Raw genomic sequence first — 22,519 nt, 5'->3', positions numbered from 1 at the left:
GGCCGCTTCCCTGAAACCGCTACAAGCACATCCATGTGCGCTTCTCTTCGGCCATCCATGGCCTACGACATTTCAGGGAAGCGGCCCTCGCCTGCCTCACCGAACCTTTGCGCAGCCTTCGTTTAGCAAGGAGTTAGAACTCGTAACGAATCCCCGAAGAAAACTGGAAGGCATTCGCGCTGGTATCGGTATCTTCGAACAACTTCCCGCCTTCCAGTACCAGATACATGTTATCGATTAACTCGAAATCGATACCCGCTATCCAGCTGAAACTGAAGCTGCTGCTCGGATAGTCGTCACCAAACTTCTGAAACTGCCGGTTTTGGCGTTCGTCCGGGTTTTCCAATGTGGCTTCACCGCTGATGTGGGTAAAACCGGCCTGCGCATATACATTGCCCAGCTCGCCGACTGGATAGTGCAGCCCCATATACCAGCTGCCGTAATAATCGATGGCAAGTGTGAAATCGCTATTGATCTCGGCATCTTTATAGCCACCGCCCAAACGAACTTCGGCATGAATGAGGTCGTTCAGGTGACCACCAATCACCAGAGTACCGGCTTGGCTCCAGGCATCTTCTTTGGAGATTTCACCGATAGAGCGGTGCTCAATGGTGGTCGCGAGCAGGCCCACGTAGTGCTTGTCTGAGCGGGGTGTTTCCTGAGCCTGTGTAGCTCCGGAAAACAGGCACAAGGACATCGTGCTGGCGGTGAGGAAACGGGTTGCGACCTTATTCATTATTATCTGGCTTCCTGTCAGTAACGGTGCTGACGCCAGATTCTGCCTTGTGTAACGCCCTGTTACGCAGACACCGGTCACAGTTCGCCGCCTCTGACACTCAGCTGAGTAGGTCGTCCAATAGTCCGGACTCGCGGGCGATCAACAGCAGCGCGTAAACGCCGTTTTCCGGAAGCTGGGGTTCCAGCCCTTCTTCAAACATCAACTCACGCCGGCGGTCTTCCAATGTGCCTGCGTCTAAGTCCGTAACCAGATCAGCGATTGGCGCAATTTCAAAAGGTGCTTCTTGCTTGACCGCTTCGAAAATAAGGTCAGCCAGAGTTTCATCGGGATCGATCCCGTCAACGTAAACGGTCTGGCCGGGCAAATCTTCGTGAAGCTCCCGGACCAGCTCAAGAATGGGTACACCTTGCTCCTCGAGGTAGAACAGATCGATGTCGCCCAAATCAGCGCCATCCGGGATCCAGGCTTCATCGGGAGCGATGACCACCGATTTCATCTGCCCGTCTTCCAAAGACCATGCAATGGCTGTCGGGAAGAGAGCATCGTCGGTTTGGCAGTATTCGATGTCCAAAAAACGAGGTATCGACACAGTGAACTCCGGGTTGAATCGTTGGGTTGCTAATACGGACAAGCCGCTAGCCTGTAGGCGAGTCAGCGGCTTCATGCCATACTGTAGCGGCCATTATCATGCAATCAGGAAGATCATGGAACACACTGAATTTAATAACGACTTGTTGCAGTTTCTGAATGCCTCGCCCACGCCTTGGCATGCAGTCAATGTGATGAAAGAGCGCCTTGATGCGTCTGGTTTCGAACAGCTGGATGAACGCGACGAATGGGCGCTGGAGCAAGGCAAAAGCTATTACGCGATTCGCAATGGCTCATCCATCATTGCGTTTCGTACCGGTAAAAACGGCGCGGAGAACGCTGGTATCCGAATGGTGGGCGCGCATACCGACAGTCCCTGCCTGAAAGTAAAGCCTAATCCTGAAGTGCGCCGCAAAGGGTATTTGCAGCTAGGTGTTGAAGTGTACGGCGGTGTGCTGCTGAACCCATGGTTTGACCGTGACCTCTCGTTGGCAGGCCGGGTAACCGTGCTGGATGAAGACGGAAACGTTAAAGATGTTTTGGTCGATTTCAAAAAGCCGGTGGCCATCATCCCGAGCCTGGCGATTCATCTCGACCGAGAAGCCAACAGCAACCGCTCGGTCAACGCCCAGACGGACCTTCCACCCATCCTGATGCAATCATCCGGGGCGGAAACATTCGATGACTTGCTGAAAGAGCAGATTGCCAGTGAGGCCGGCCTGAAAGCCGGTAAGGTGTTAGGGTACGAGCTCAGCTTTTACGATGCCCAGGATGCATCCTTGGTCGGCCTGCGAGAAGACTTTCTGGCCTCCGCCCGCCTGGACAATCTTCTGAGTTGTTACATCGGGCTGCAATCGCTTCTCGACACCTCGGGTGACGAGCCTGCGTTGTTGGTGTGCAACGATCACGAAGAAGTCGGCAGTGTGTCTGCCGAGGGCGCACAAGGGTCGTTTCTGGGTGATGTATTGGAGCGCTGGTGCGGCGCCGGAAAGGGCAGGGCGATTGCCCGGTCCATGATGATCTCCGCCGACAATGCGCACGGCATTCACCCCAACTTCATGGACAAGCACGACGAAAATCACGGGCCGATACTGAATCAGGGGCCAGTGATCAAGGTAAACCACAACCAGCGTTATGCAACCAACAGCCGCTCTGCTGCCTTGTATCGCCACATCAGCGATGAGCTTGGGTTGCCGCACCAAACCTTCGTAGTACGCAGTGACATGGGGTGTGGAAGCACCATCGGGCCACTGACCGCTGCAAGCCTGGGTGTAACCACGCTGGATATCGGGGTGCCGCAGTTTGCGATGCATTCCATTCGAGAACTCATTGGCGTGCAGGATGGCTTCACCCTGTACCAGGTTCTGAAAGAATTCATGCAGCGGAAAGAAGTGCTTTGACGTAGAAAGAAAAAAGCCGCTGATTGAAACAATCAGCGGCTTTTAAAAAGAAGTGGCTCCCCGAGCTGGGCTCGAACCAGCGACAAACGGATTAACAGTCCGTTGCTCTACCAACTGAGCTATCGGGGAACAGCATCAATGTGCGGCGCATATTAAGGACTTTGATTTGGTTCGTCAACCCCCTGAATTAAAAGGTCAAAATTTGCACAGACGGATGCAGTATCCGTATCGGCCCCCGGTTTGGTTACGTAACGGGCACGTGCAGTCTATATGGCCCACCCTGTTTCGAAACGTGAAAATACCCGCGCCCCAAACGGAAGTGCTAGCCACTCCGGATAACGACGAACTGCACCTGGATTGGTACCGTCAAAACAGCGACCGGATCGCCGTGATCTCACACGGACTGGAAGGCCACAGCCGCAGGCCCTACGTGCTGGGCCTGGCCAAAGCGCTCATGGCCGAAGGCTGGGACGTACTCGCCTGGAACTTCCGCTCCTGCGGCGGAAACATGAACCACCAACCTAGGTTCTACCACAGCGGCGCCACCGAAGACCTCCACACCGTCGTCACCCGAGCGCTGGGTGAAAGTTATAAAAACCTGTTCTTATCCGGTTTCAGCATGGGCGGCAACCTCACCTTGCTGTACCTGGGCCAGCAAAGCGAACAGCTCGACAGCCGAATTAGTGGCGCTGTGACCTACTCAGTACCGGCAGACCTGGCCGGCAGTGCCGACATGCTGGCCTTGCCAAGCCGAAAGATCTACATGCAGAGATTCCTGAACGATTTATACGGAAAGATGCAGGAGAAAGCTGAACGCTTTCCCGAATTGATTGATATCAGCGACTTCAAAAAGATCCGAAACTTTCACCAGTTCGACAACCGATACACAGCGCCACTGCACGGTTTTAAAGACGCAAAAGACTACTGGGCCCAATGTTCAGCGTTATACCGCTTAAAAGACATTCGAGTGCCGGCACTGATGGTCAACGCCGCCGACGACCCGTTCTTGTCTGCCGCATGCTACCCGGAATCGAAAAAGGTATTAGGCCGGTACGTGAAAGTTGAAGCGCCCCGGTGGGGCGGCCACGTTGGCTTTGTTGAGCATGCAAAAGATGGCTACTACTGGTCGGAAAGGCGGGTGTTGGATTTCGTCGGAAACTTTTCTTAACCAGGGCGTGTAGAGCGTTATGTCAGCGTCCTTCGCAAAATTTCGGGGCGGGTGAGCACGGTATCCTCTCCTGAAATGTCGTAGGCCATGGATGGCCGAAGAGAAGCGCACACGGATGTGCTTGTAGCGGTTTCAGGAGAGGATACCGTGCTCAGCCGACCTGCACGAAAGTACAGGCCGTGGCCAAGGCGTTCACTGAATCAAAGGCTTCAGCTCAGGCCAAATATTCTCCAGCAACAAAGGCTGGGCCTCCTCAGTAGGATGAATGCCATCCCCCTGCATCAACCCCTCCTGATCGTAGATTCCCTCCAAAAAGAACGGAACCAACCCCAGCTCATAGCGGTCAGACAACGCTGGAAAGATATCGGAAAACATCTGCGTATAACGCTGACCGTAATTCGGCGGAATCTGCATACCGACAAGGATTGGCGTTGCGTCAGCGTTCAACGTCAGCTCAATCATCCGGGCCAAATTCGACTCAATCACATTCGGAGGAAACCCGCGCAGGCCATCATTACCGCCTAACTCAATGATCACAACCTCCGGCTCATTCTGCTCCAGCAAACGAGGCAACCGGCGCAAACCGCCATCTGTTGTCTCGCCGCTGATGCTGGCATTAACCACCCGCCACGGCAGCCCCTCACGCTCCAGGCGGTCACGCAGCAGAGCCACCCAAGCGGTCTCGGAAGGAACCCCGTAAGCGGCACTCAAACTGTCGCCAACAACCAGCAACGTGGACTGATTCGCCATGGCGGGCGAGGACAGCATGAAACCGACAAAGAGAAAAAACGACCAAACGAACGTAAGTGCCTTATGCATAATAGATTCGTGTACCCTTAAAAACGAAAACATTGAACGCCAGCTAACGGAGCAACCGTGAATCAAATGACGGATCTGACAAAAAAAGAACCTAGCCCCATGCTGCGAGTAACCGGATTGACCCACCAAGTCAGTCTGGAAACCGATACGCTGACGATCTTGCAGGGCGTAAACCTGGAAATCAATCGCGGTGAATCCGTAGCCATTGTCGGTCGTTCCGGTTCCGGCAAGACCACCCTGCTGGGCCTGCTGGCAGGGCTGGATACCCCAAGCGAAGGCACCGTCGAACTGGATGGTGCCGTGATCAGTCGCCTTACCGAAGACGAACGTGCAAAGCTTCGCGCACGGCGAGTCGGCTTTGTTTTTCAGTCTTTTCAATTGCTTCCGGCGCTAAGTGCGTTGGAGAACGTCATGTTACCCCTTGAGCTGGCTGGAATAGAAGCGCCTCATCAACGCGCTCGGGAATTGCTTGAACGCGTCGGATTGGGCGAGCGCCTGAACCATACCCCGAGGCAGCTATCAGGAGGGGAGCAACAACGCGTAGCCATCGCCCGCGCTTTCGCCTCCGAACCCAGTATTCTGTTCGCGGATGAGCCCACAGGGAATTTGGACAACCGAACCGGCCAATCGGTTTCCGATTTGCTGATGGATTTGAACCGGGAACAGGGGGCCACCCTTGTCATGGTGACCCATGATGAAAAACTGGCCGCTCGCTGTAATCGTACGTTTCATATCGAGGCCGGTGTTTTGAGCGAGCCCAATGCCGCTCGGGAGTCGGCTGACTGATGGCTGCCGCAAAAAAATTAATGTCCGTAAGTCGAGACTGGCGCGAGCGGGATGTTCGGGTTGTGTTGGTTGCCCTGATGATTGCCGTGGCAACGGTCGCGACCATTGCGCTCTTCGCAAACCAGCTTCAGCGAACCTTGGTGTCTTCCGCCAGCTCATTTTTAGCGGCAGACCGCCAGCTTGAAGCAGAGAACGGGAAGCCGGTGCCAGCGGGGTGGATCGATGAGGCGCAAAGCCGAGGCCTGGAAACCGGGCAGATGATCAAGTTCTCAACCATGGTGTTCGGCGAAAGCGGATTCCAGCTGGTTTCGGTGAAAGCCGTTAGCGACGAATATCCGCTGCGGGGCGACATCGACGTGCAGGCAAACGCGCAATCTTCACGAATGACGGTTGATGCGGGGCCAAGGCCGGGAGAGATTTGGATCAACCCGAGGTTGCTTAAGTTATTGGAGCTCGAGATTGGCGACAGCCTGGAACTCGGGAATCTTAAACTGACCGTTTCGAATTTGCTGATTCGTGAGCCGGATGGTGGTTTCCGGCTGTCGTCCCTGGCGCCGCGAGTGATGATGCACGTGGATGATGTAGCGGCGACCGGTGTGCTGCAGGAAGGTAGCCGGGTGGAGTTCGTTTACCTGTTTGCCGGCGATGAGCGTCTGCTTGAGAACTATTACCAGTGGCTGGAGCCGCAATTACAGCCCAGTCACGAGTGGGAAGGCGTGCGGGATGGTGAAACGTTCTCACGCTCATTGGAGCGTGCCGAGCGCTTCCTGCTGCTGGGTGGCAGTCTCGCGGTGTTGCTGGCGGCTGTAGCGGTTGCGGTGGCGAGCCGCCAGTATGCACTTTCTCAGCGCGATACCGTTGCACTGCTAAAAACCTTGGGGCTAACAGGTGCGGGCATTGGCCGGTTGTACTTGCGCCGCCTGGCGGTGTGGGGCGTCATCGGTATCGCGGGCGGGCTGACGGTTGCATTGCCTCTGTTTTGGTTGCTTGTACGCATGTTGAGCGACTTGCTGGAACGCCCGATTGATCTTTACCTGGCCCCCGAGGCACTCACTCCGGCGTTATTGACCGCCCTGATTTCGTTATTTGCGTTCGCCTATCCTCCCATTCGCCGCCTGAAAAATGTCCCGGCCATGAGAGTGTTGCGGGCTCAGCCGGGTGAAACCGGAAGGGAAGTGCTGCCCGATATCCTTATCGCGCTGGTCGCGGTTTTTGGCTTGGTTTGGTTTTACGCTGGCGAGCTCTCCCTAGTGGTTTCGTTACTGGGTGGTTTGGCGATCCTGTTAACGGTGCTGGCGCTCGTAGGATGGCTGATGGTATCCGTGCTGCGCCGAATACGCGGAGGTGGAAACGCATGGCGCCTCGCCCTTGTCGGGCTGTATCGGCATCGTCAGGCCAGCATGTCGCAAATGGCTGTGTTTGCGCTGACCCTGATGCTGGCTGCCACTTTGGTGTTGGTCCGTTCATCACTGTTGGAGGACTGGCAAGCACAGTTGCCGGAAGATACGCCCAATCACTTTCTGATCAACATTGCGCCCGACGATGTCGCATCGGTTGAAGCCTTTTGGGCCGAACGAGGTGTGCCCTTGGACACGGTTTACCCGATGGTTCGGGGGCGGCTGACGGAACTCAATGGGCAGCCCGTCAAAGAAACCGTGAGTAAGGATGAACGAATCAATGCCCTCAACCGGGAATTAAACCTGACCTGGATGGAGCAGCTTCCCGCCGATAACCGGATTCTCGAAGGCGACTGGTTCGCGGGCGACAATGCGAAGGGTGTGTCGGTTGAAGCCGAATTAGCCAGCAAACTGGGCTTAAAGCTGGGGGACCAATTAACGTTCACCATTGGCTCCGAGAAAGTCACGGAGCCGGTCGCCAGCATACGAAGTGTTCAATGGGATAGCATGAAACCCAACTTTTACATGGCGTTTCCACCGGGTGGCGGACTGGCCGACATGCCCGCCACATGGATCACCAGCTTTCATCTGGATGAAAGCAACAAGCTCATGTTGAACGAGTTTTCCCGTGACTACCCGACGGTGTCGGTCTTGGAGATTGATCACATCATCAAGCGTATTCAGGAGATTGTTCAGCAAGTAACACAAGCCATCGAAGCGATACTGGCTTTGATTCTTGCGGCAGCGCTGGTGGTCATGGCTGCGGTCGTGAATGCGACGCTTCGTGATCGGCAGCGGGAAGGTGCTTTGTTGCGAACTTTGGGCGGCCAACAGTTGTTGTTGGTACGAAGCACGATGCTCGAGTTTGCCTTGCTGGGCATTTTTGCGGGAGTGCTGGGTGTTCTGGCCGCTGAGACCGCGGTTTATGCGCTCCAGGCACGTGCGTTTGAAGGCGAGTTTCGCTGGCACTGGCAGGTGGTATTAACCGTTCCGGCTGTTAGCGCCTTGTTATTGGCGATGTTCGGTCGCTGGCAGTTGCGTCCGGTCTTGAGCGTTTCACCGATGCTGCTTCTGCGTCGGTTGGAGTGATGCTTCCTTGCCTTGCAGTTAACGGTAATTCGCGAGAATGGCGTCCAGTTCGCCATTCTCGCGCATGGCCGACAGTTCGCGGTTGAAGCCTTGCGCGAAATCCGTCCAATCCTTTCGGAGCATCAGGCGGTAACCATATTCGCTGATATTGACCGTTGAAGCCCGTAACCGGTTCGAAAGCCCCTCGTTGCGCAAGATCCATTGGCCTACCAGTCGGTCGGCCAAGGCTGCGTCAAAGCGGTCCCCCAACAAGACATACCGGAACAGATCTTTGTCGTTGGACACGTTGAATCGTTTGATTTTATTTTGCTCGAAGTAAGGAGCAAGAAGCGGATATTTATACCCTAAATGCGCAACGACGGTGTGCCCGAACAGATCGGAGGGGTGCGAGAATACGATTTTTGAATCCTGCTCGACGAACAGTACTTCTTCGACATTTACCACCGCTTGAGTGAACAGAAAATTTTCGGGGTTTTCTGTCCATTCAATAGCTCTCAGCGTGCCGTCGATGTAACCGTCCATCAGCATGCCGTCTACCCGTTTTCGCGGAATTTTTCTGGGTATCAGCTGGTAGCCCAAGCGCGGGGCAATGGTTTCCATTACGTCCCATAGGATGCCAGACGGCTGGTCATTATCAACAATCAGATAGGGAGGGTATCCGTGAGGAGAGACGTTGAGACGGAAAGTTTTTGGAGACTCAGCAACGCTTTCAGAAGCGCTGGCGCCGGCGGTCGAAAGTACAAGCGAAAAGGCCAGGAGTTTGGCTAAAACGCGAAGTGTGCAGATGCGTTCAAAATACATGGAAGAAACCCTGACGGCCGGGTAGATGAAGCTATTAAAAAGCTTTCCAGCTTACACCGAGGCGGAATGCTAACAGAATAGTACCTTTTTAATGGTGGATGTGAAATGCTGTTTATGTAGCAAATTGCTACCCGACTGCTGCCGGGTAGCAATTTATTATCGAGGGGGGGGTTAAGCCCAGGCTCTACGCAGGATCGTCATCGCATCGTCAAGCGACACTTCTTTCGGGTTGAACATGATCGAGCCGTCGTCCAAAGCCATTGTGGCAATGGCTTCCAGTTGATCCTCGGTGACTTTCTCGGTTTCCTTCAAGGTTCGTGGCAGCTTACAGCGCTTGTAGAGTTCATCGCGAAGCTTGCGAATAGAGGAAATGCTGGCTTCGGCGCGACGGGCTGCCGGCGTTGCCGAATACACTTCGGGGCCTTCCAGATGGAGCAACAACTCGCCCAGAGGCTCGCGAATGCTTTCCAGATTGAACTCCAGCACGTAGGGCAGGTACAAACTCATGCACAGCCCGTGTGGCAGGTGAACAATCGCGCCGGTGGCGTGCCCAAGTGCGTGAACAAGGCCAACCATTGAATTGGAGAAGGCGATGCCGGCCATGGTAGAGGCTTGGGCCAGATCGAGACGACCTTCTTCGTCTTTGGGGGTGTCCATCACTTTCAGCAGTGACTGGCTGACCTTTTTAACCGCGGCCGTTGCGTAAGCGTCGCTCAACGGGTTCTTGCCCATGCACGTGAAAGCTTCCGTGGCGTGGGTAAGTGCGTCCATCGCCGTGGCCGCGGTGATGTGCGGCGGCAACGTTAGGGTCATTCGGGGGTCGATAATGGCGGCATTCGGCAGCAGGAATGGCGACGAGTAGGGCAGCTTTACGCCTCGTTTTTCATCGGTGATAACGGCCACAGAAGTGACTTCCGAACCCGTACCTGCGGTGGTTGGAACCACGAAAAAGGGCTTCAGCGGGTGTTTTAGGATGCCTGCACCACTGTATTCGGCGATGTCGTCACCACCTTCTGAAACCAGAATATTCACGGCTTTGCCGGTGTCGATGGCAGACCCACCGCCTACAGCGATGATCGAATCGCATTTTTCCTTGCGATAAACCTTGGCGATTGTGGCCACCACGGTTGTTGACGAATCCGGCGGAACGTCATCGTAAATCGAAACAATGTCCAGGCCGCTTTCTTCGCACGCAGCGATGACCGGGTCGAGCAGGCCGGCTGCTCGCACGCCTTTGTCGGTGATGATCATCGGGCGCTTTGCGGCCAGGCTGGTCAGTTCAAACGGAATGTGTTCCAAGGCGGCTTTGCCTGCGATCACTTTTACCGGGCAGAAGAACTCGTAATATTTGTTGGTCATTATGCTCTCGCTGTCTCGACAAGGTTGGTGGCTACTCTCAGGTAAATACGGGCAGCGCTGATGAGTTTATTCGGAAAATTGATGTGGTCCGGGTATTCCTTCACCGCGCGTTCCGCAACCAGCTTGGGCAGGATAAACGCTTCCAAACGGTTCAGAACCCGCGTCATACGGATGGCGAGGCTAACATCGCCATCCACCAGCATGCGGTCGTTTGCAAACGCTACGGATGTTTTTTCCTGGAATGACAACACCAGAAACGCGTGTGCGATGTGTTTGAACTGAATAGACAGGTCTATAGGCCGCGGTGCCTCATCGCCAAGAAAACGAAGGCGACCATCGCCCGTGTGCTCCACGATCAGCTTTGGGCCGGCAGGCATAACCTGCATCTCAAAGAGAAAACCATCGGGCAGGCGCTTGATCTCGTCGCGTGCTACCTCGTCCACTTCGCTAATCGCTTGCAATGCGCGGCCCATGACTTGGAACATTAACTCGACATAGGATCGCCGCGCTTGGGATGTCAGCGGCTGCATTCGTTTTGAGAGCATGTTGGTTGTCCGTTTGTTATTGGGTTATCCGATTTTTAGAGTTATTGCTCTAGAAGTCAATGTAATCATTGACGGGTGTATCGCGTCAAACGGGCAATGAGGGCGCCCATAAAAAAACCGGAGGTGGTTAACCTCCGGTTTTTGCAGCTGATTTGCGGTTGCTCAGTTGGTCATTGCGGCCAATTTGCGTTTGGCTTCCTCGCCGATGTCTCCACCCGCTTCGGCCGCTGTCGAATAGTAGCGTATGGCTTCATCGCGGCGCCCCTGCAGTTTGGATATGTCGCCCAAGCGAAGATAAGCAATGGACGTTGGTACCACTTCGTTTGCGCGTTCCAGGTGAGTTCGGGCTTTGCTCAGATTGTTCAGAGCCAATTCGTTCAAGCCGTTGTGAAGTTGGTATTGAAACATTTCCGGGTACAAAGATACGGCTTTATCGAAGTCGGCACGGGCCTTCTTAAGTTGGTCCTGACTTTTATAGATGCGCCCACGCAAAGCAAAAAACATGGCTTCCCGCGGCTCAATTTTGATGGCCTTGTTGATCGAGGCCAGCGCTTCGCTCATCTTGTCTTCGGCCGCCAGCTTCATGGCTTTGTCGTGTGCGTCATAGGCGGGCTGGAGCTTCTTGATCATCGAGATCCTGCGCTGATAGGTCTCAGCCCCCCGATAGCCCCCTGCGCCGATTTTCTGCACGAGTTCCTGATTGGCTTGTACCCGCTTCGCCGAGGGGGGATGGCTGGCAAACAGACCGTTCAGCCAGCTGGTTTGGTTGCCCTCGGATAACGACAAGAACAGCTCCTGCAGTTCAACGGCTGCTTGTGGGTCGTAACCGGCGGCTTTCATGTACTTTATCCCGTAGGCATCGGATTCCAGTTCATCTCCCTGGCCATATTGCGCCAAAGCCAGTTGAGCACCGACAGCCGCTCCCCCCATGATCAGACCTGCCCATTCATTGTCGGAGATGGCCATGCCGATACCCGCCATGCCGGCGCTGATCAACATGCCTTGCTGCATGCGTTGCACGCTGTGCCGCGCAGCAGCGTGAACGATCTCATGGCCCAGTACAGAAGCCAGCTGAGCTTCATCATCCAGCTTCGCCAGCAGACCACGGTTGATTGCGATCTTGCCGCCAGGCAGGGCCCAGGCATTGGGTACGCTACTGTTCAGCACGACGAATTCGTATGGTAGGTCGGGCCGGTCGCTTACCCGGGCCATCTTCATACCCACCTCACGCACATACACGGTGAGCTCGGGGTCCAGATAGAAGCGCCCACCCTGAGTTTGCTGGGTTGGTACGTACTGTTCAGCCCCCAAAGACAACTCCTGGCTTTCGGGGATCAGCGCCAATTGGCGCTCGCCGGTTACCGGATTGACGGCGCATCCGGTGAGGGTCGAGAGCATGGCCAGAACAATGAGCAGACCGGGCAAGATTCCTGATTTCACGCATGGCTCCTTCATATTGCGTATGTTTGATTATTCTCAGCTAAAAACCGGTGATAAGACCGAAGTTTATAGCACAATCGCGGCCGTATGATGCATAAGCGGTTGCTATAAGGTGGCTCGCCAAGTCGGCTTACCGTATTATATGGAAACGTTTTAACCGCATATCTGCTGGCCTGGATACCGATTAGTCAATGACACATTACCTAGACCTTCTGGCGTTGCTCTGGTTCCTGGTTTGTTGGGGTGGCTATACCTGGTACTCGAAAAAAAGAGCCGTCACTCACTCCTGTTTGTCGAATTCGCTCGATCTGTACCGTGAAGATTGGATGCGGGTGATGCTCAAACGTGAAAACCGTATCGCAGACACATCGGCGGTTGGAAACCTTGAACGAAACGGCGCTTTTTTTGCGTCCAGCTGCCTTTTGATTCTGGCGGGGCTTCTTACTGCACTGGGGTATACCAGTGAGGCCATGGAGGTGTTCTCTACCATGCCTTTCAGCTTTGCACCCACTCGCGAAGTGTGGGAGTTGAGGCTTGTTGTGTTGCTGGTGGTGTTCGTTTATGCCTTCTTTAAATTTACCTGGGCTATGCGGATGTACAATTTTGTTGCCGTGATGATCGGTAGTGCTCCGTTGGCCAGCGACAGTAAAACCAGCCCGGCGGCGCGTGAAGATTTTGCCCGTAATGCCGGGCACATCTGTAATCTGGCGGGCGATGCCTTCAACCTGGGGCTTCGTTCTTACTATTACGCGCTGGCGGTCATTGTTGGCTTCATCCACCCCTTGGTGTTTATTGCGGCTTCAACTCTGGTGGTGATCGTGTTGTATCGCCGCGAATTCCATTCTGATGCTTTAAGCGCGCTTCGAGACGGCAAAGTGTTCAACGAAGCCCGGCCGGCTCCGAAAAATGCGACTGCAAAACCGAAAAACTGATCTGCTGGACCTTCCTGAATGAATGATGAAACCCGAATCGACCGGGTCACCCGGTTTTTAAGTACCTTGAACCAGGCGAAAGCGTTGGGCCTGGCACCGAAAGAGGTGGGTGATGGTTATCTGGTTATGGAGCTGCCTTACAGTGATCAGATCATTGGCAACCCCGATACCGGTGTGATTCACGGTGGCGCGATTACCACGCTGATGGACACCACGTCTGGCTCGGTGATGATTTGCGCACTGGATGAGTTTGAATTGTGCCCAACTCTGGATTTGCGCGTGGATTACATGCGCCCTGCGGAACCGAGAAAGCCGGTGTTCGCCCGTGCTGAAACCTACAAGGTAACCCGTAACATCATCTTTACCCGTTGTGTTGCCTATCAGGAAGGCGGCGAAATTATCGCGAACTGTGTGGGCACGTTCATGCGCATCGGTAAAGAAGCCAGCCCGAAATCGTATCGTGACCTGATTACCGGAGGCGAGGAATGACCAGTCCGGAGATTTTGAAATACACCCAGCAAACCGGTGATTTTTCCCGCATGCTGGACAGCGTTCCCTATGCGAAGTGGATCGGGTTGCAGTGTGATCGGTTCGGGGATGATTTGATCTTTCGCCTTCCGGTAAAAGAAGAAAATCTGGGCAATCCCATTTTGCCGGCGATTCATGGGGGTGTGATTGGTGGGTTCATGGAAATGTCCGCCGCCATCTACCTGATGATGTCGCAAGATACTTTGCGCATGCCCAGGATTATCGACTTTTCTCTGGATTATCTGCGAGCGGGTCTCAATCGCGAAACCTACGCAGAATGCCACCTGACCCGTCAGGGTAACCGGGTTGCTAATGTGATGATTACCGCCTGGCAAAAGTCCCGTTCCCAGCCCATTGCCACCGCTCGCGCCCACTTCCTGCTCGAAGACTGATTTTGCTTTTGCCGGGGTTGAAATGCCTCGGCTTAGCCCCATCTCTGAGTTCAGATTCTTAGTAATGGTGTAAGCGAGCGGCCGGTATGGCTTTCTGAAACACGCCTCGAGACGTCCTTGTTCGGCTCGGGCTCCGCCATCCATGGCTCCGCACGGTTCCAGAAAGCCATACCGGCCGCTCGCTCCGACACTGTGCTGAACCGGAACCCAATTCCATAGTTGGGTGGCGGGGTCAGCTGGTGTCTTCCAAAACCTTGCGTAGCCATGGATGGCGAAGCAGAGCGTACATGGACGTATCCACAGCGTGTTTTGGAAGACACCAGCTGACCCCGCCACTCCTCCTAAGTAACGAGCAGGAGACGAGAAAAAACATGACGGTAGAAACCAATAAAGAGACCCTGGGATTCCAGACTGAAGTGAAGCAGCTGCTTCAGCTGATGATCCACTCTCTGTATTCCAATAAGGAAATCTTCCTTCGTGAGCTGATTTCCAACGCATCAGACGCCGAAGACAAACTGCGCTTTGCCGCCCTGAAAGACGACGCCTTGTTTGAAGGCGATTCGGATCTGAAAATCCGTCTGGACTACGACAAAGATGCCGGCACCATCACCCTGACTGATAACGGTATCGGCATGAACCGTGATGACGTGATTGCCAACCTGGGCACCATCGCACGTTCGGGCACCGCGGAATTCCTCAAGCAGTTGTCCGGTGATGAAAAGAAAGACAGCGCGCTGATTGGCCAGTTTGGTGTAGGTTTCTATTCTGCCTTTATCGTTGCTGACAAAGTTGATGTATTTACCCGCCGCGCGGGCACTCCGGTTGAAGAGGGTGTACATTGGTCGTCTAAAGGCGACGGTGAGTTTACGATTGAGCCGGTTAGCCGCGAAAAGCGTGGCACCGAGATTGTCCTGCACCTGAAGCCCGATGCCACCGAATTTGCCGATGGCTGGAAGCTGCGCAGTCTGGTTAAGAAATACTCTGACCACATCTCCTTCCCCGTTGTTATGAAGTCGGAGAGCGAGGAAGAGGACAAGAAGGGCGAAGACGAAACCATCAACGATGCGACCGCTCTGTGGACTCTGCCGCGTACCGAGATCAAGGACGAAGAGTACAAAGAATTCTACAAGCACATCGCCCACGACTTTGAAGATCCGCTGACGTGGTCCCACAACAAAGTGGAAGGCAAGCTGGACTACACCAGCCTGCTGTACATCCCCAAACGTGCACCGTTTGACCTGTACAACCGTGAGGCGCCGCGTGGCCTGAAGCTGTACGTGCAGCGTGTGTTCATCATGGACGACGCCGAGCAGTTCCTGCCGCTGTATCTGCGCTTCACCAAGGGTGTGATCGATTCCAACGATCTGTCTCTGAACGTATCCCGTGAAATTTTGCAGAACGACAGCACTGTTGAAAGCATTCGCACCGCCATGACCAAGCGTGTGCTGGATATGCTGTCCAAGCTGGCCAAGAAAGATGCTGACGAGTACCAGAGCTTCTGGAATGAATTCGGTACGGTGCTGAAAGAAGGCCCGGCTGAAGACTTCAGCAACAAAGAGAAGATTGCCGGGCTGCTGCGCTTTGCCTCTACCCACACCGGCGAAGAAACCCAGAACGTGTCTTTGGATGACTACATCAGCCGGATGAAGGAAGGTCAGAAAAAGATCTACTACATCACCGCTGATAACTTCGTAGCCGCCAAGAGTAGCCCGCATCTTGAAGTTTTCCGCAAGAAGGGCATTGAGGTATTGATCCTGTCTGACCGTATCGACGAGTGGATGATGGGTTACCTCAACGAATACGACAGCAAGCAGTTCCAGGATGTTGCTCGTGGTGATCTCGACTTGGGTGAAGTAGAAACCGAGGAAGATAAGAAGCAACAGGAAGAAGCAGCGAAAGAGCACAAAGAGCTGACGGAGCGCATCAAGAAGGCTCTGGAAGACAGTGTTCAGGAAGTGCGGGTAACCAACCGCCTGACCGATTCCCCGGCTTGCTTGGTGACCGGTGAGTTCGACATGGGCGCACAGATGAAGAAGATCATGGAAGCAGCTGGCCAGGCGGTACCGGACAGCAAGCCGATCTTCGAAATCAATGTGGATCACCCGCTGGTTCAGCGTTTGGAAAGTGAGCAGGGCGAAGAGCGTTTTGCCGAGCTATCGGCGGTGTTGTTCGATCAAGCCACACTGGCCAGCGGTGAACAGCTGAAAGACCCAGGCTCGTATGTGAGCCGCTTGAACCGTTTGCTGCTTGAACTGGCTAACTGAGTTAGTAGCTGAATGCAGCAAATTACTGTGGACATCGCCATCAGCCCTGAGGAATGGATCAAGTTCTACCAGGGCGTAGCGACCGATGTTCACGCTACGAGCCGGGACGGGCGTACCGTCCGCTTCCCGGCGCGTATTCTCTCCAAGTTCTACCTTCGTGACGGAGTACGAGGCAGTTTTCGTATTCTGTTTGACGACTCCGGAAAGTTCTCCTCTATTGAAAGGCTGTAATGCCCTTTTCTTGAATTTGTGCTCGATTGATAGCTAAAAGCTTTGGCTTTTCTATTCTGAATTAATTGTTCATATTGTCTGGCTGTGTGTACTCTGACTTGGTCTAAACTGGAGTCGGGGGTGAAGCTATGCAAATACCAAAGATTCGTCAGCTTCCGATTTGGGGCGATGTCTCCAGTGTGATGTTTGATTACTGGCAGAACTATGCGATGGCTCAATAAGCGTACGATCCATGGCTGCTCCGGTAATCAGGATCAAAGCCAATTTCACGAAACAATGCAGTGAAGGAGAAGTATATGGCTCAGAATAACCCGGGTGCCAAGTGTCCAGTGATGCATGGTGCAAACTCGACCGCAAGTCGTAATGTGATGGACTGGTGGCCCGAGGGATTGAATCTGGATATTTTGCATCAGCATGACCAAAAAACGAATCCGATGGGCGACGACTTCAATTACCGGGAAGAGGTAAAAACACTCGACTTCGACGGTATCAAAAAAGACCTGCACGATCTGATGACGCAAAGCCAGGAATGGTGGCCTGCGGATTGGGGCCACTACGGGGGGCTGATGATCCGGATGTCCTGGCACGCAGCGGGAACCTATCGCCTGGCCGATGGCCGTGGAGGCGCAAGCAGCGGTAATCAGCGTTTTGCACCGTTAAGCTCCTGGCCCGATAACGTCAGTCTCGACAAAGCGCGCCGCTTGCTGTGGCCGATCAAGAAAAAGTATGGCAACAAAATAAGTTGGGCCGATTTATTGGTACTTGCCGGCACCGTCGCTTATGAATCGATGGGGCTGCCGTCTTACGGTTTCTCCTTCGGCCGTGAGGACATCTGGCATCCGGAAAAAGACGTCTATTGGGGCTCAGAGAAAGAGTGGTTGGCTCCGTCTGATGAGCGCTATGAAGACATCAGCAAGCCAGACAGCATGGAAAATCCATTGGCTGCTGTGCAAATGGGACTGATTTATGTGAACCCAGAGGGTGTGAACGGCCAACCCGACCCGCTGAAGACTGGAGAACAAGTACGCGAAACCTTTGCCCGGATGGCGATGAACGATGAGGAAACGGCGGCGTTGACAGCAGGCGGGCACACCGTGGGTAAGTGTCATGGTAATGGTGATGCCTCGGTGTTGGGAGTTGATCCAGAGGCGGCTGATCTTGAACATCAAGGGCTCGGTTGGGACAACCCGAATATGAACGGTCTGGCCAGTCGCGCGGTAAGCTCTGGTATTGAAGGCGCTTGGACCACGAACCCGACCCAATTCGATATGGGGTACTTCAAGCTACTGTTTGGTTACGAGTGGGAGCTGAAAAAGAGCCCGGCCGGTGCCTGGCAGTGGGAACCCATCGATATTAAGGAAGAGGATAAACCGGTCGATGCCAGCGATCCGTCGGTGCGTCACAATCCGATTATGACCGATGCCGATATGGCGATGAAAATGGATCCCAAGTATCGCGCGATCTGCGAGAAGTTTATGGCAGATCCCGAGTATTTCCGCGATACCTTTGCCAGGGCTTGGTTCAAATTGACGCATCGAGATTTAGGGCCGAAAAGCCGTTACATAGGCCCCGATGTGCCTGCTGAAGAGCTGATTTGGCAGGATCCAGTACCAGCCGGAAACCTCGATTACAGTGAAGAAGTCGTTAAACAGCAGCTAGCGGCAAGTGATTTGAGCATTGGTGAGATGGTCAGCACGGCCTGGGACAGCGCACGCACCTTCCGAGGCTCCGACTTGCGCGGTGGCGCGAACGGTGCGCGGATTCGCTTGGCTCCCCAGAACCGTTGGGAGGGCAACGAACCGGACCGTTTGTCGAAAGTGCTCAAGGTTTATGAGCAGATCTCTGCGGATACCGGAGCCAGTATCGCCGATGTGATTGTGTTGGGCGGGAGTGTCGGTATCGAGCGCGCGGCCAAGGCGGCCGGTTACACGGTCCGCGTACCCTTCCTGAAAGGGCGGGGCGATGCGACGGATGAAATGACCGACGCAGAATCTTTCGAGCCACTAGAGCCGGTGGCGGATGCATTCCGGAACTGGTTGAAGAAAGATTACGCGGTCAAGCCCGAGGAACTGATGCTGGATCGTGCGCAATTGATGGGTCTGACGGCGCCAGAAATGACGGTGTTGATTGGCGGGATGCGCATGCTCGGTACCAATCACGGAGATAGTGGTGCGGGGGTATTGACGGATCGTGTCGGGGTCTTGAGCAACGACTTTTTCGTTCACCTGACCGACATGGCTTATACGTGGAAATCGGTTGGCAGTAATCTCTATGAGATTCGCGACCGCAAAACCGGTGAGGTGAAATGGACTGCGACACGGGTTGACCTGGTGTTCGGTTCTAACTCCATTCTACGTTCGTACGCTGAGGTATACGCCCAGGATGACAATCAGCAGAAATTTGTAAATGATTTTGTCCGGGCTTGGGCCAAGGTTATGAATGCCGATCGATTTGATCTGCAGGGTTAAACCGACACCAGCCGGCAGGATGCTCCGATAGGGGAGTATCCTGCTATCAACTTTCAGGTAAATTCCTTACAATCCCCTCCGCTTGCTTTCTGAGCAGTCTTATTCCGAACGTCCTTATATTGCCTCTGGAGTTTTCATGCGAATCATCCTTGCCCCGATGGAAGGGCTGGTCGATGCACCCATCCGCGAAACCCTGACCAAGGTCGGTGGCATTGACCGGTGTGTTACCGAATTTGTTCGTGTGACTCAGGGCATGTTGCCACCTCGTATTTTCTACAAGTACGCTCCGGAGCTGCATAATCAATCCCTGACTCAGGCGGGTGTTCCGGTAGCGGTTCAGCTATTGGGGTCAGACCCCGAAATGATGGGGCGACATGGTGCGAAAGCTGCTGAATTGGGGGCTACACAGGTCGATATCAACTTCGGTTGCCCCGCGAAAACCGTGAATCGGCACAAAGGTGGTTGTGTGCTGATGCGAGAGCCGGAGCTGATGTACGAGATTGCCGCTGGCGTTCGTAAAGCCGTTCCTGCCGATATTCCCGTTACCGCCAAGATGCGCTTGGGGTACGACGACCGGTCCATGGGCGTTGCCTGCGGGCAAGCTCTGGAGGCGGCCGGCGCATCGGAAATTGTCATTCATGCCCGTAGCAAGGTGGATGGTTATAAACCACCGGCCTACTGGGAAGAGATTGCCAAGGTGCGAGAAGCGGTCAACAGCCATGTGATTGCTAACGGTGAAATCTGGACTGTTGATGACTACTGGCGTTGCCGTGAAGTCTCAGGCTGCGAGGATGTGATGATTGGCCGCGGCTTGATTGCCCGTCCGGACTTGGCAGCCCAAATCAAAGCGTCCCAGCGCGGAGAATCATTGGAGCCAATGACCTGGCCCGAAGCCGTGGCTCTGGTGCGAGAATATGCCGAGGCTTTGCAGACCCGCTTGGAAGACCGGTTCGTTACCGGCCGCATTAAACAGTGGCTTAACTTTTTGAGACAAGGCTTCCCGGAAGCGGAATTGCTCTGGCCGGATGCACGCAAACTGCGTGACGTGGCGCCTATGTTGGACTGCCTTAGTCAGGCGGCCACTGCGCCCACTGGAGACACAGCCGCTGCCTGAGGCAATCCGTGTCAGTCTTCGTGTTCGAGTGCCGGCGAATAGCTCCCGGAGCGCGCCAAGCCGTTCAGATGTGCGCGTTTTTTGAGAGCGGCCTGGGTTTTCTCTGCGTTACTTCGTTCGCCAGCCCAGGCTTTCTGGGCGGGCTCCTGCAGTGCCCGACCATAAGAAAAACTTAACTCCCACGGTTGTGATCCCAAGCTATTCATCGCATTGAGGTTGGCTGTCGATTCTTCCGGTGATTGCCCGCCCGATAGAAACATGATGCCGGGCACAGCAGCCGGCACGGAGCGTCGAAACACACGAAGAGTGGCCGCTGCGATTTGTTCGGGTGACGCTTTATCCGCATCTTTGCCGGGTGTCACCATACTGGGTTTCAGTACCATCCACTCATACCGGACATGATGCCGGTGCAAAGCACCAAAAACCCTGTTCAGGACGTTTTCACTCACCTCCGCCGTTCGCTCGATCGGGTGGTCGCCATCGATCAATACTTCGGGCTCGACAATGGGCACAATGCCCAGCGCCTGGCACTCCGCGGCGTAGCGAGCCAAAACTTCGGCATTGGCTTCAATGGCCTGATGGGAGGGCAGGGTATCCGACACATGAAAGACACTTCGCCACTTGGCAAAGCGGGCACCGAGTGCCTTGTAGTGTTCCAGCCGGGAACCCAGCCCGTCTAACCCGAAGGTTATTTCATCGCCAGGTGCATTCACTAAAGGGCCTTTACCCGCATCCACTTTTATACCGGGCACGATGCCTCGGGACTCAAGCAGTTTTGGTATCGGCACATCATCAAGACTCAATTGGCCTAAGGTTTCTTCAAACAGAATAACGCCACTGATGTGCTCGCCGAGATCGGGCGTTGAGAAGATTAGACTCCGGTACTCCCGCCGGGACGCTTCCGTTGATTGCACGCCAATAGCTGAAAATCGTTTGGCGATGGTGGGCGCGCTTTCGTCCGCCGCAAGTATGCCTTTGTCGGGGTGGATCAGATCGTTGATGGTAGTTTGCAGTTCATCGGCGGTGCTCATGATGCCTCCTTGAATCATAGGTCTTCAGTGAGTTTAGCCGGTAATTGCCATAGTCATGAGACGAAATTGGCCTCTTTACACCTGCCCTATAGGTATCAGGAGGACTAGCCTGAGAGTAAGTCAACTGGATTAGGGCTGGAGGTTTGTTATGAACATGGCCACGAACACCGTTAAGGCTGCCGGAAAGAAAGTTTATCGGTCGTTGACGCCGAAAGGTTTTCAACCGGTGGTTCGCAGTCCGGATTTCGAGTTGTCTGAGGACTTGCCGAAATATTGGTGGGATAACGATCCGGCCAAGACACTCTTGTTGGCTGCGTTGTCGGCCAGCTTCCCTCCGGGCGAGCGCTTCTTTATCGATTCGGTGCGTTATTATCAGGATCAGATTTCAGATCCGGAACTGCAGCAGTCGATTCGTGCCTTTATTGGCCAGGAAGCCCATCATTCGAAAGAGCACAAATTGATGAATGGCTGCCTGGAGGAAAAAGGGGTGGGCCTGGCCCGCATCGAACGTGAAATCCAGTGGTTCATGGATTGGATGCGAAAGAACCTGAGTCCTGAGCGGCAATTGGCGCATACGGTCGCGGTCGAACACTTCACCGCGATGATGGCGGAAGAGTTTTTGCTCAAATTCGACGCGCTGGAGGAAATGGATCCTCGTATTGCGCCGGTTTGGGCCTGGCACGCGATTGAAGAGTCAGAGCATAAAGCCGTCGCGTTCGACGTGTACCGGTCGGTGGGTGGCAGCGAGTTCGTTCGCGTGACTGAGATGATGTATGTGAGTGTGATGTTTCCTTTTTACACTTCACTGCATTTGGTTCAGTTGATGAGAGAAGAGGGTGAGCTCGCCAACCTCAAATCCTGGGCGGCCGCGCTGAAGTATATGTGGGTAAAGCCGGGAATCTTCCGCAAGATGATTCCTTCGTATCTGCGTTACTACAGCCCTAACTTCCACCCATGGAATAACGATGTTCGACACCTGCTCGACAAGGCTAAGAAACGATGGCTGCCAGCTTCGCTTCGCGATTGAGCAAAGCTTTTTTGCGTTCGATACCCCAGCGGTAGCCACCTAATCCGCCATCCGACCGGACAACACGGTGGCAGGGTACTATGACGGCCAATTGATTTGCCCCACAGGCATTTGCCACCGCGCGTACGGCTTTCGGTTTGCCCAGATGGATTGCCAACTCCGAATAGGTGATTGTTTGTCCCGGGGGAATGCCCTGAAGAGCTTGCCAGACCTTTTTTTGAAAGGCGGTGCCCTCTAAAGCTAACGGAAGGTCGAGCGGGGTTTCCGGATCTTCCAGCACCGTAATAATGTTTGTCAGCAACACCGTGTCTTGCTCGTCTGCCGGTGATATTGCTTGAGAAGGAAAACGCTCTGCTATCAAGCTATCGAGCGGCTCCTTTTGATCGCTCAAATCGACTGAA

At 54.4% G+C, this 22,519-nt stretch carries 20 protein-coding genes, 1 tRNA gene and 1 pseudogene; 12 read left to right on the top strand and 10 right to left on the bottom strand.

Going from position 1 to position 22,519, the window contains the following annotated elements:
• Positions 1-133 precede the first annotated feature (133 nt).
• Both JAO79_RS11355 and JAO79_RS11350 read right to left on the bottom strand, forming a co-directional pair.
• A complete protein-coding gene (locus JAO79_RS11355; RefSeq protein ID WP_199007371.1) occupies positions 134-736 on the bottom strand; it encodes an outer membrane beta-barrel protein in 603 nt (200 codons plus the stop codon).
• A gap of 100 nt (positions 737-836) precedes the next feature.
• Positions 837-1,328 carry a hypothetical protein gene (locus JAO79_RS11350; protein ID WP_199007497.1) on the bottom strand — a complete coding sequence of 164 codons (492 nt, stop codon included), beginning with the start codon at positions 1,326-1,328 and terminating at the stop codon, positions 837-839.
• Between the two features lie 115 nt (positions 1,329-1,443).
• Here JAO79_RS11350 and JAO79_RS11345 point away from each other — a divergent pair, with 115 nt between their 5' ends.
• Positions 1,444-2,727 (top strand): M18 family aminopeptidase, encoded by a 1,284-nt coding sequence (locus JAO79_RS11345; protein WP_199007370.1) that lies wholly within the window; start codon positions 1,444-1,446, stop codon positions 2,725-2,727.
• A gap of 53 nt (positions 2,728-2,780) precedes the next feature.
• Here JAO79_RS11345 and JAO79_RS11340 read toward each other — a convergent pair.
• Positions 2,781-2,856: transfer RNA gene (locus JAO79_RS11340), tRNA-Asn, on the bottom strand.
• A 130-nt stretch (positions 2,857-2,986) separates the two neighbouring features.
• Here JAO79_RS11340 and JAO79_RS11335 point away from each other — a divergent pair.
• A complete protein-coding gene (locus JAO79_RS11335; RefSeq protein ID WP_320158958.1) occupies positions 2,987-3,895 on the top strand; it encodes a YheT family hydrolase in 909 nt (302 codons plus the stop codon).
• A 192-nt stretch (positions 3,896-4,087) separates the two neighbouring features.
• On the opposite strand, the gene JAO79_RS11330 is transcribed toward JAO79_RS11335, so the two are convergent.
• A complete protein-coding gene (locus JAO79_RS11330) occupies positions 4,088-4,714 on the bottom strand; it encodes an arylesterase (protein WP_199007368.1) in 627 nt (208 codons plus the stop codon).
• 66 nt (positions 4,715-4,780) lie between these two features.
• On the opposite strand from JAO79_RS11330, the gene JAO79_RS11325 reads away from it, so the two are divergent.
• Positions 4,781-5,500 carry an ABC transporter ATP-binding protein gene (locus JAO79_RS11325; protein ID WP_199007367.1) on the top strand — a complete coding sequence of 240 codons (720 nt, stop codon included), beginning with the start codon at positions 4,781-4,783 and terminating at the stop codon, positions 5,498-5,500.
• Positions 5,500-7,986, top strand: a complete 2,487-nt coding sequence (locus tag JAO79_RS11320; protein WP_199007366.1) for an ABC transporter permease — start codon at positions 5,500-5,502, stop codon at positions 7,984-7,986. Before JAO79_RS11325 ends, JAO79_RS11320 begins: the two co-directional genes overlap by 1 nt.
• A gap of 18 nt (positions 7,987-8,004) precedes the next feature.
• Here the strand turns inward: JAO79_RS11320 and JAO79_RS11315 are convergent, their stop codons facing one another.
• The 4 genes from JAO79_RS11315 to JAO79_RS11300 all read right to left on the bottom strand — a co-directional run bounded on the left by JAO79_RS11315 (position 8,005) and on the right by JAO79_RS11300 (position 12,089).
• The gene (locus JAO79_RS11315; protein WP_199007365.1) at positions 8,005-8,787 is read right to left on the bottom strand and encodes a substrate-binding periplasmic protein; all 783 of its coding nucleotides are present in this window, start codon (positions 8,785-8,787) and stop codon (positions 8,005-8,007) included.
• Between the two features lie 171 nt (positions 8,788-8,958).
• The gene (locus tag JAO79_RS11310) at positions 8,959-10,146 is read right to left on the bottom strand and encodes an iron-containing alcohol dehydrogenase (RefSeq protein ID WP_199007364.1); all 1,188 of its coding nucleotides are present in this window, start codon (positions 10,144-10,146) and stop codon (positions 8,959-8,961) included.
• A complete protein-coding gene (locus JAO79_RS11305) occupies positions 10,146-10,691 on the bottom strand; it encodes a hypothetical protein (protein WP_199007363.1) in 546 nt (181 codons plus the stop codon). The genes JAO79_RS11310 and JAO79_RS11305 overlap by 1 nt, the downstream gene beginning before the upstream one ends.
• Positions 10,692-10,853: 162 nt before the next feature.
• Positions 10,854-12,089 carry a M48 family metalloprotease gene (locus JAO79_RS11300; RefSeq protein WP_227664578.1) on the bottom strand — a complete coding sequence of 412 codons (1,236 nt, stop codon included), beginning with the start codon at positions 12,087-12,089 and terminating at the stop codon, positions 10,854-10,856.
• A 233-nt stretch (positions 12,090-12,322) separates the two neighbouring features.
• On the opposite strand from JAO79_RS11300, the gene JAO79_RS11295 reads away from it, so the two are divergent.
• The 7 genes from JAO79_RS11295 (at position 12,323) to JAO79_RS11265 (ending at position 20,060) form a co-directional block, all read left to right on the top strand.
• A complete protein-coding gene (locus JAO79_RS11295) occupies positions 12,323-13,063 on the top strand; it encodes a DUF599 domain-containing protein (RefSeq protein WP_199007361.1) in 741 nt (246 codons plus the stop codon).
• 18 nt (positions 13,064-13,081) lie between these two features.
• Positions 13,082-13,552, top strand: coding sequence for a PaaI family thioesterase (locus tag JAO79_RS11290; protein ID WP_199007360.1), 471 nt, complete (start codon positions 13,082-13,084; stop codon positions 13,550-13,552).
• Positions 13,549-13,983 (top strand): PaaI family thioesterase, encoded by a 435-nt coding sequence (locus tag JAO79_RS11285; RefSeq protein ID WP_199007359.1) that lies wholly within the window; start codon positions 13,549-13,551, stop codon positions 13,981-13,983. The genes JAO79_RS11290 and JAO79_RS11285 overlap by 4 nt, the downstream gene beginning before the upstream one ends.
• 371 nt (positions 13,984-14,354) lie before the next feature.
• On the top strand, positions 14,355-16,247 hold the full coding sequence (gene htpG / locus JAO79_RS11280) for a molecular chaperone HtpG (RefSeq protein ID WP_199007358.1): 1,893 nt from the start codon (positions 14,355-14,357) through the stop codon (positions 16,245-16,247).
• A gap of 12 nt (positions 16,248-16,259) precedes the next feature.
• Positions 16,260-16,478 (top strand): DUF2835 domain-containing protein, encoded by a 219-nt coding sequence (locus tag JAO79_RS11275; protein ID WP_199007357.1) that lies wholly within the window; start codon positions 16,260-16,262, stop codon positions 16,476-16,478.
• A 296-nt stretch (positions 16,479-16,774) separates the two neighbouring features.
• Entirely contained in the window at positions 16,775-18,946 is a 2,172-nt protein-coding gene (gene katG, locus JAO79_RS11270) for a catalase/peroxidase HPI (RefSeq protein WP_199007356.1), read from the top strand.
• Positions 18,947-19,082: 136 nt separating this feature from the next.
• Complete coding sequence (locus JAO79_RS11265; RefSeq protein ID WP_199007355.1) at positions 19,083-20,060, top strand: tRNA dihydrouridine synthase; 978 nt, start codon at positions 19,083-19,085, stop codon at positions 20,058-20,060.
• Between the two features lie 11 nt (positions 20,061-20,071).
• Here JAO79_RS11265 and JAO79_RS11260 read toward each other — a convergent pair whose 3' ends face one another.
• Positions 20,072-21,091: a class I fructose-bisphosphate aldolase gene (locus tag JAO79_RS11260; protein WP_199007354.1), complete on the bottom strand. Its 1,020-nt coding sequence runs from the start codon at positions 21,089-21,091 to the stop codon at positions 20,072-20,074.
• Between the two features lie 148 nt (positions 21,092-21,239).
• Here JAO79_RS11260 and JAO79_RS11255 point away from each other — a divergent pair, with 148 nt between their 5' ends.
• Complete coding sequence (locus tag JAO79_RS11255) at positions 21,240-22,118, top strand: metal-dependent hydrolase (protein WP_227664558.1); 879 nt, start codon at positions 21,240-21,242, stop codon at positions 22,116-22,118.
• Here the strand turns inward: JAO79_RS11255 and JAO79_RS16565 are convergent.
• Positions 22,081-22,392, bottom strand: a pseudogene (locus tag JAO79_RS16565) (methylated-DNA--[protein]-cysteine S-methyltransferase); the annotation flags it as partial. The gene JAO79_RS11255 and the pseudogene JAO79_RS16565 sit on opposite strands and share 38 nt — an antisense overlap.
• Positions 22,393-22,519 lie beyond the last annotated feature (127 nt).

It is taken from the genome of Marinobacter litoralis (genome assembly GCF_016427555.1).
Lineage (GTDB): Bacteria > Pseudomonadota > Gammaproteobacteria > Pseudomonadales > Oleiphilaceae > Marinobacter > Marinobacter litoralis_A.
This window is presented reverse-complemented; position numbering and strand designations above follow the sequence as displayed.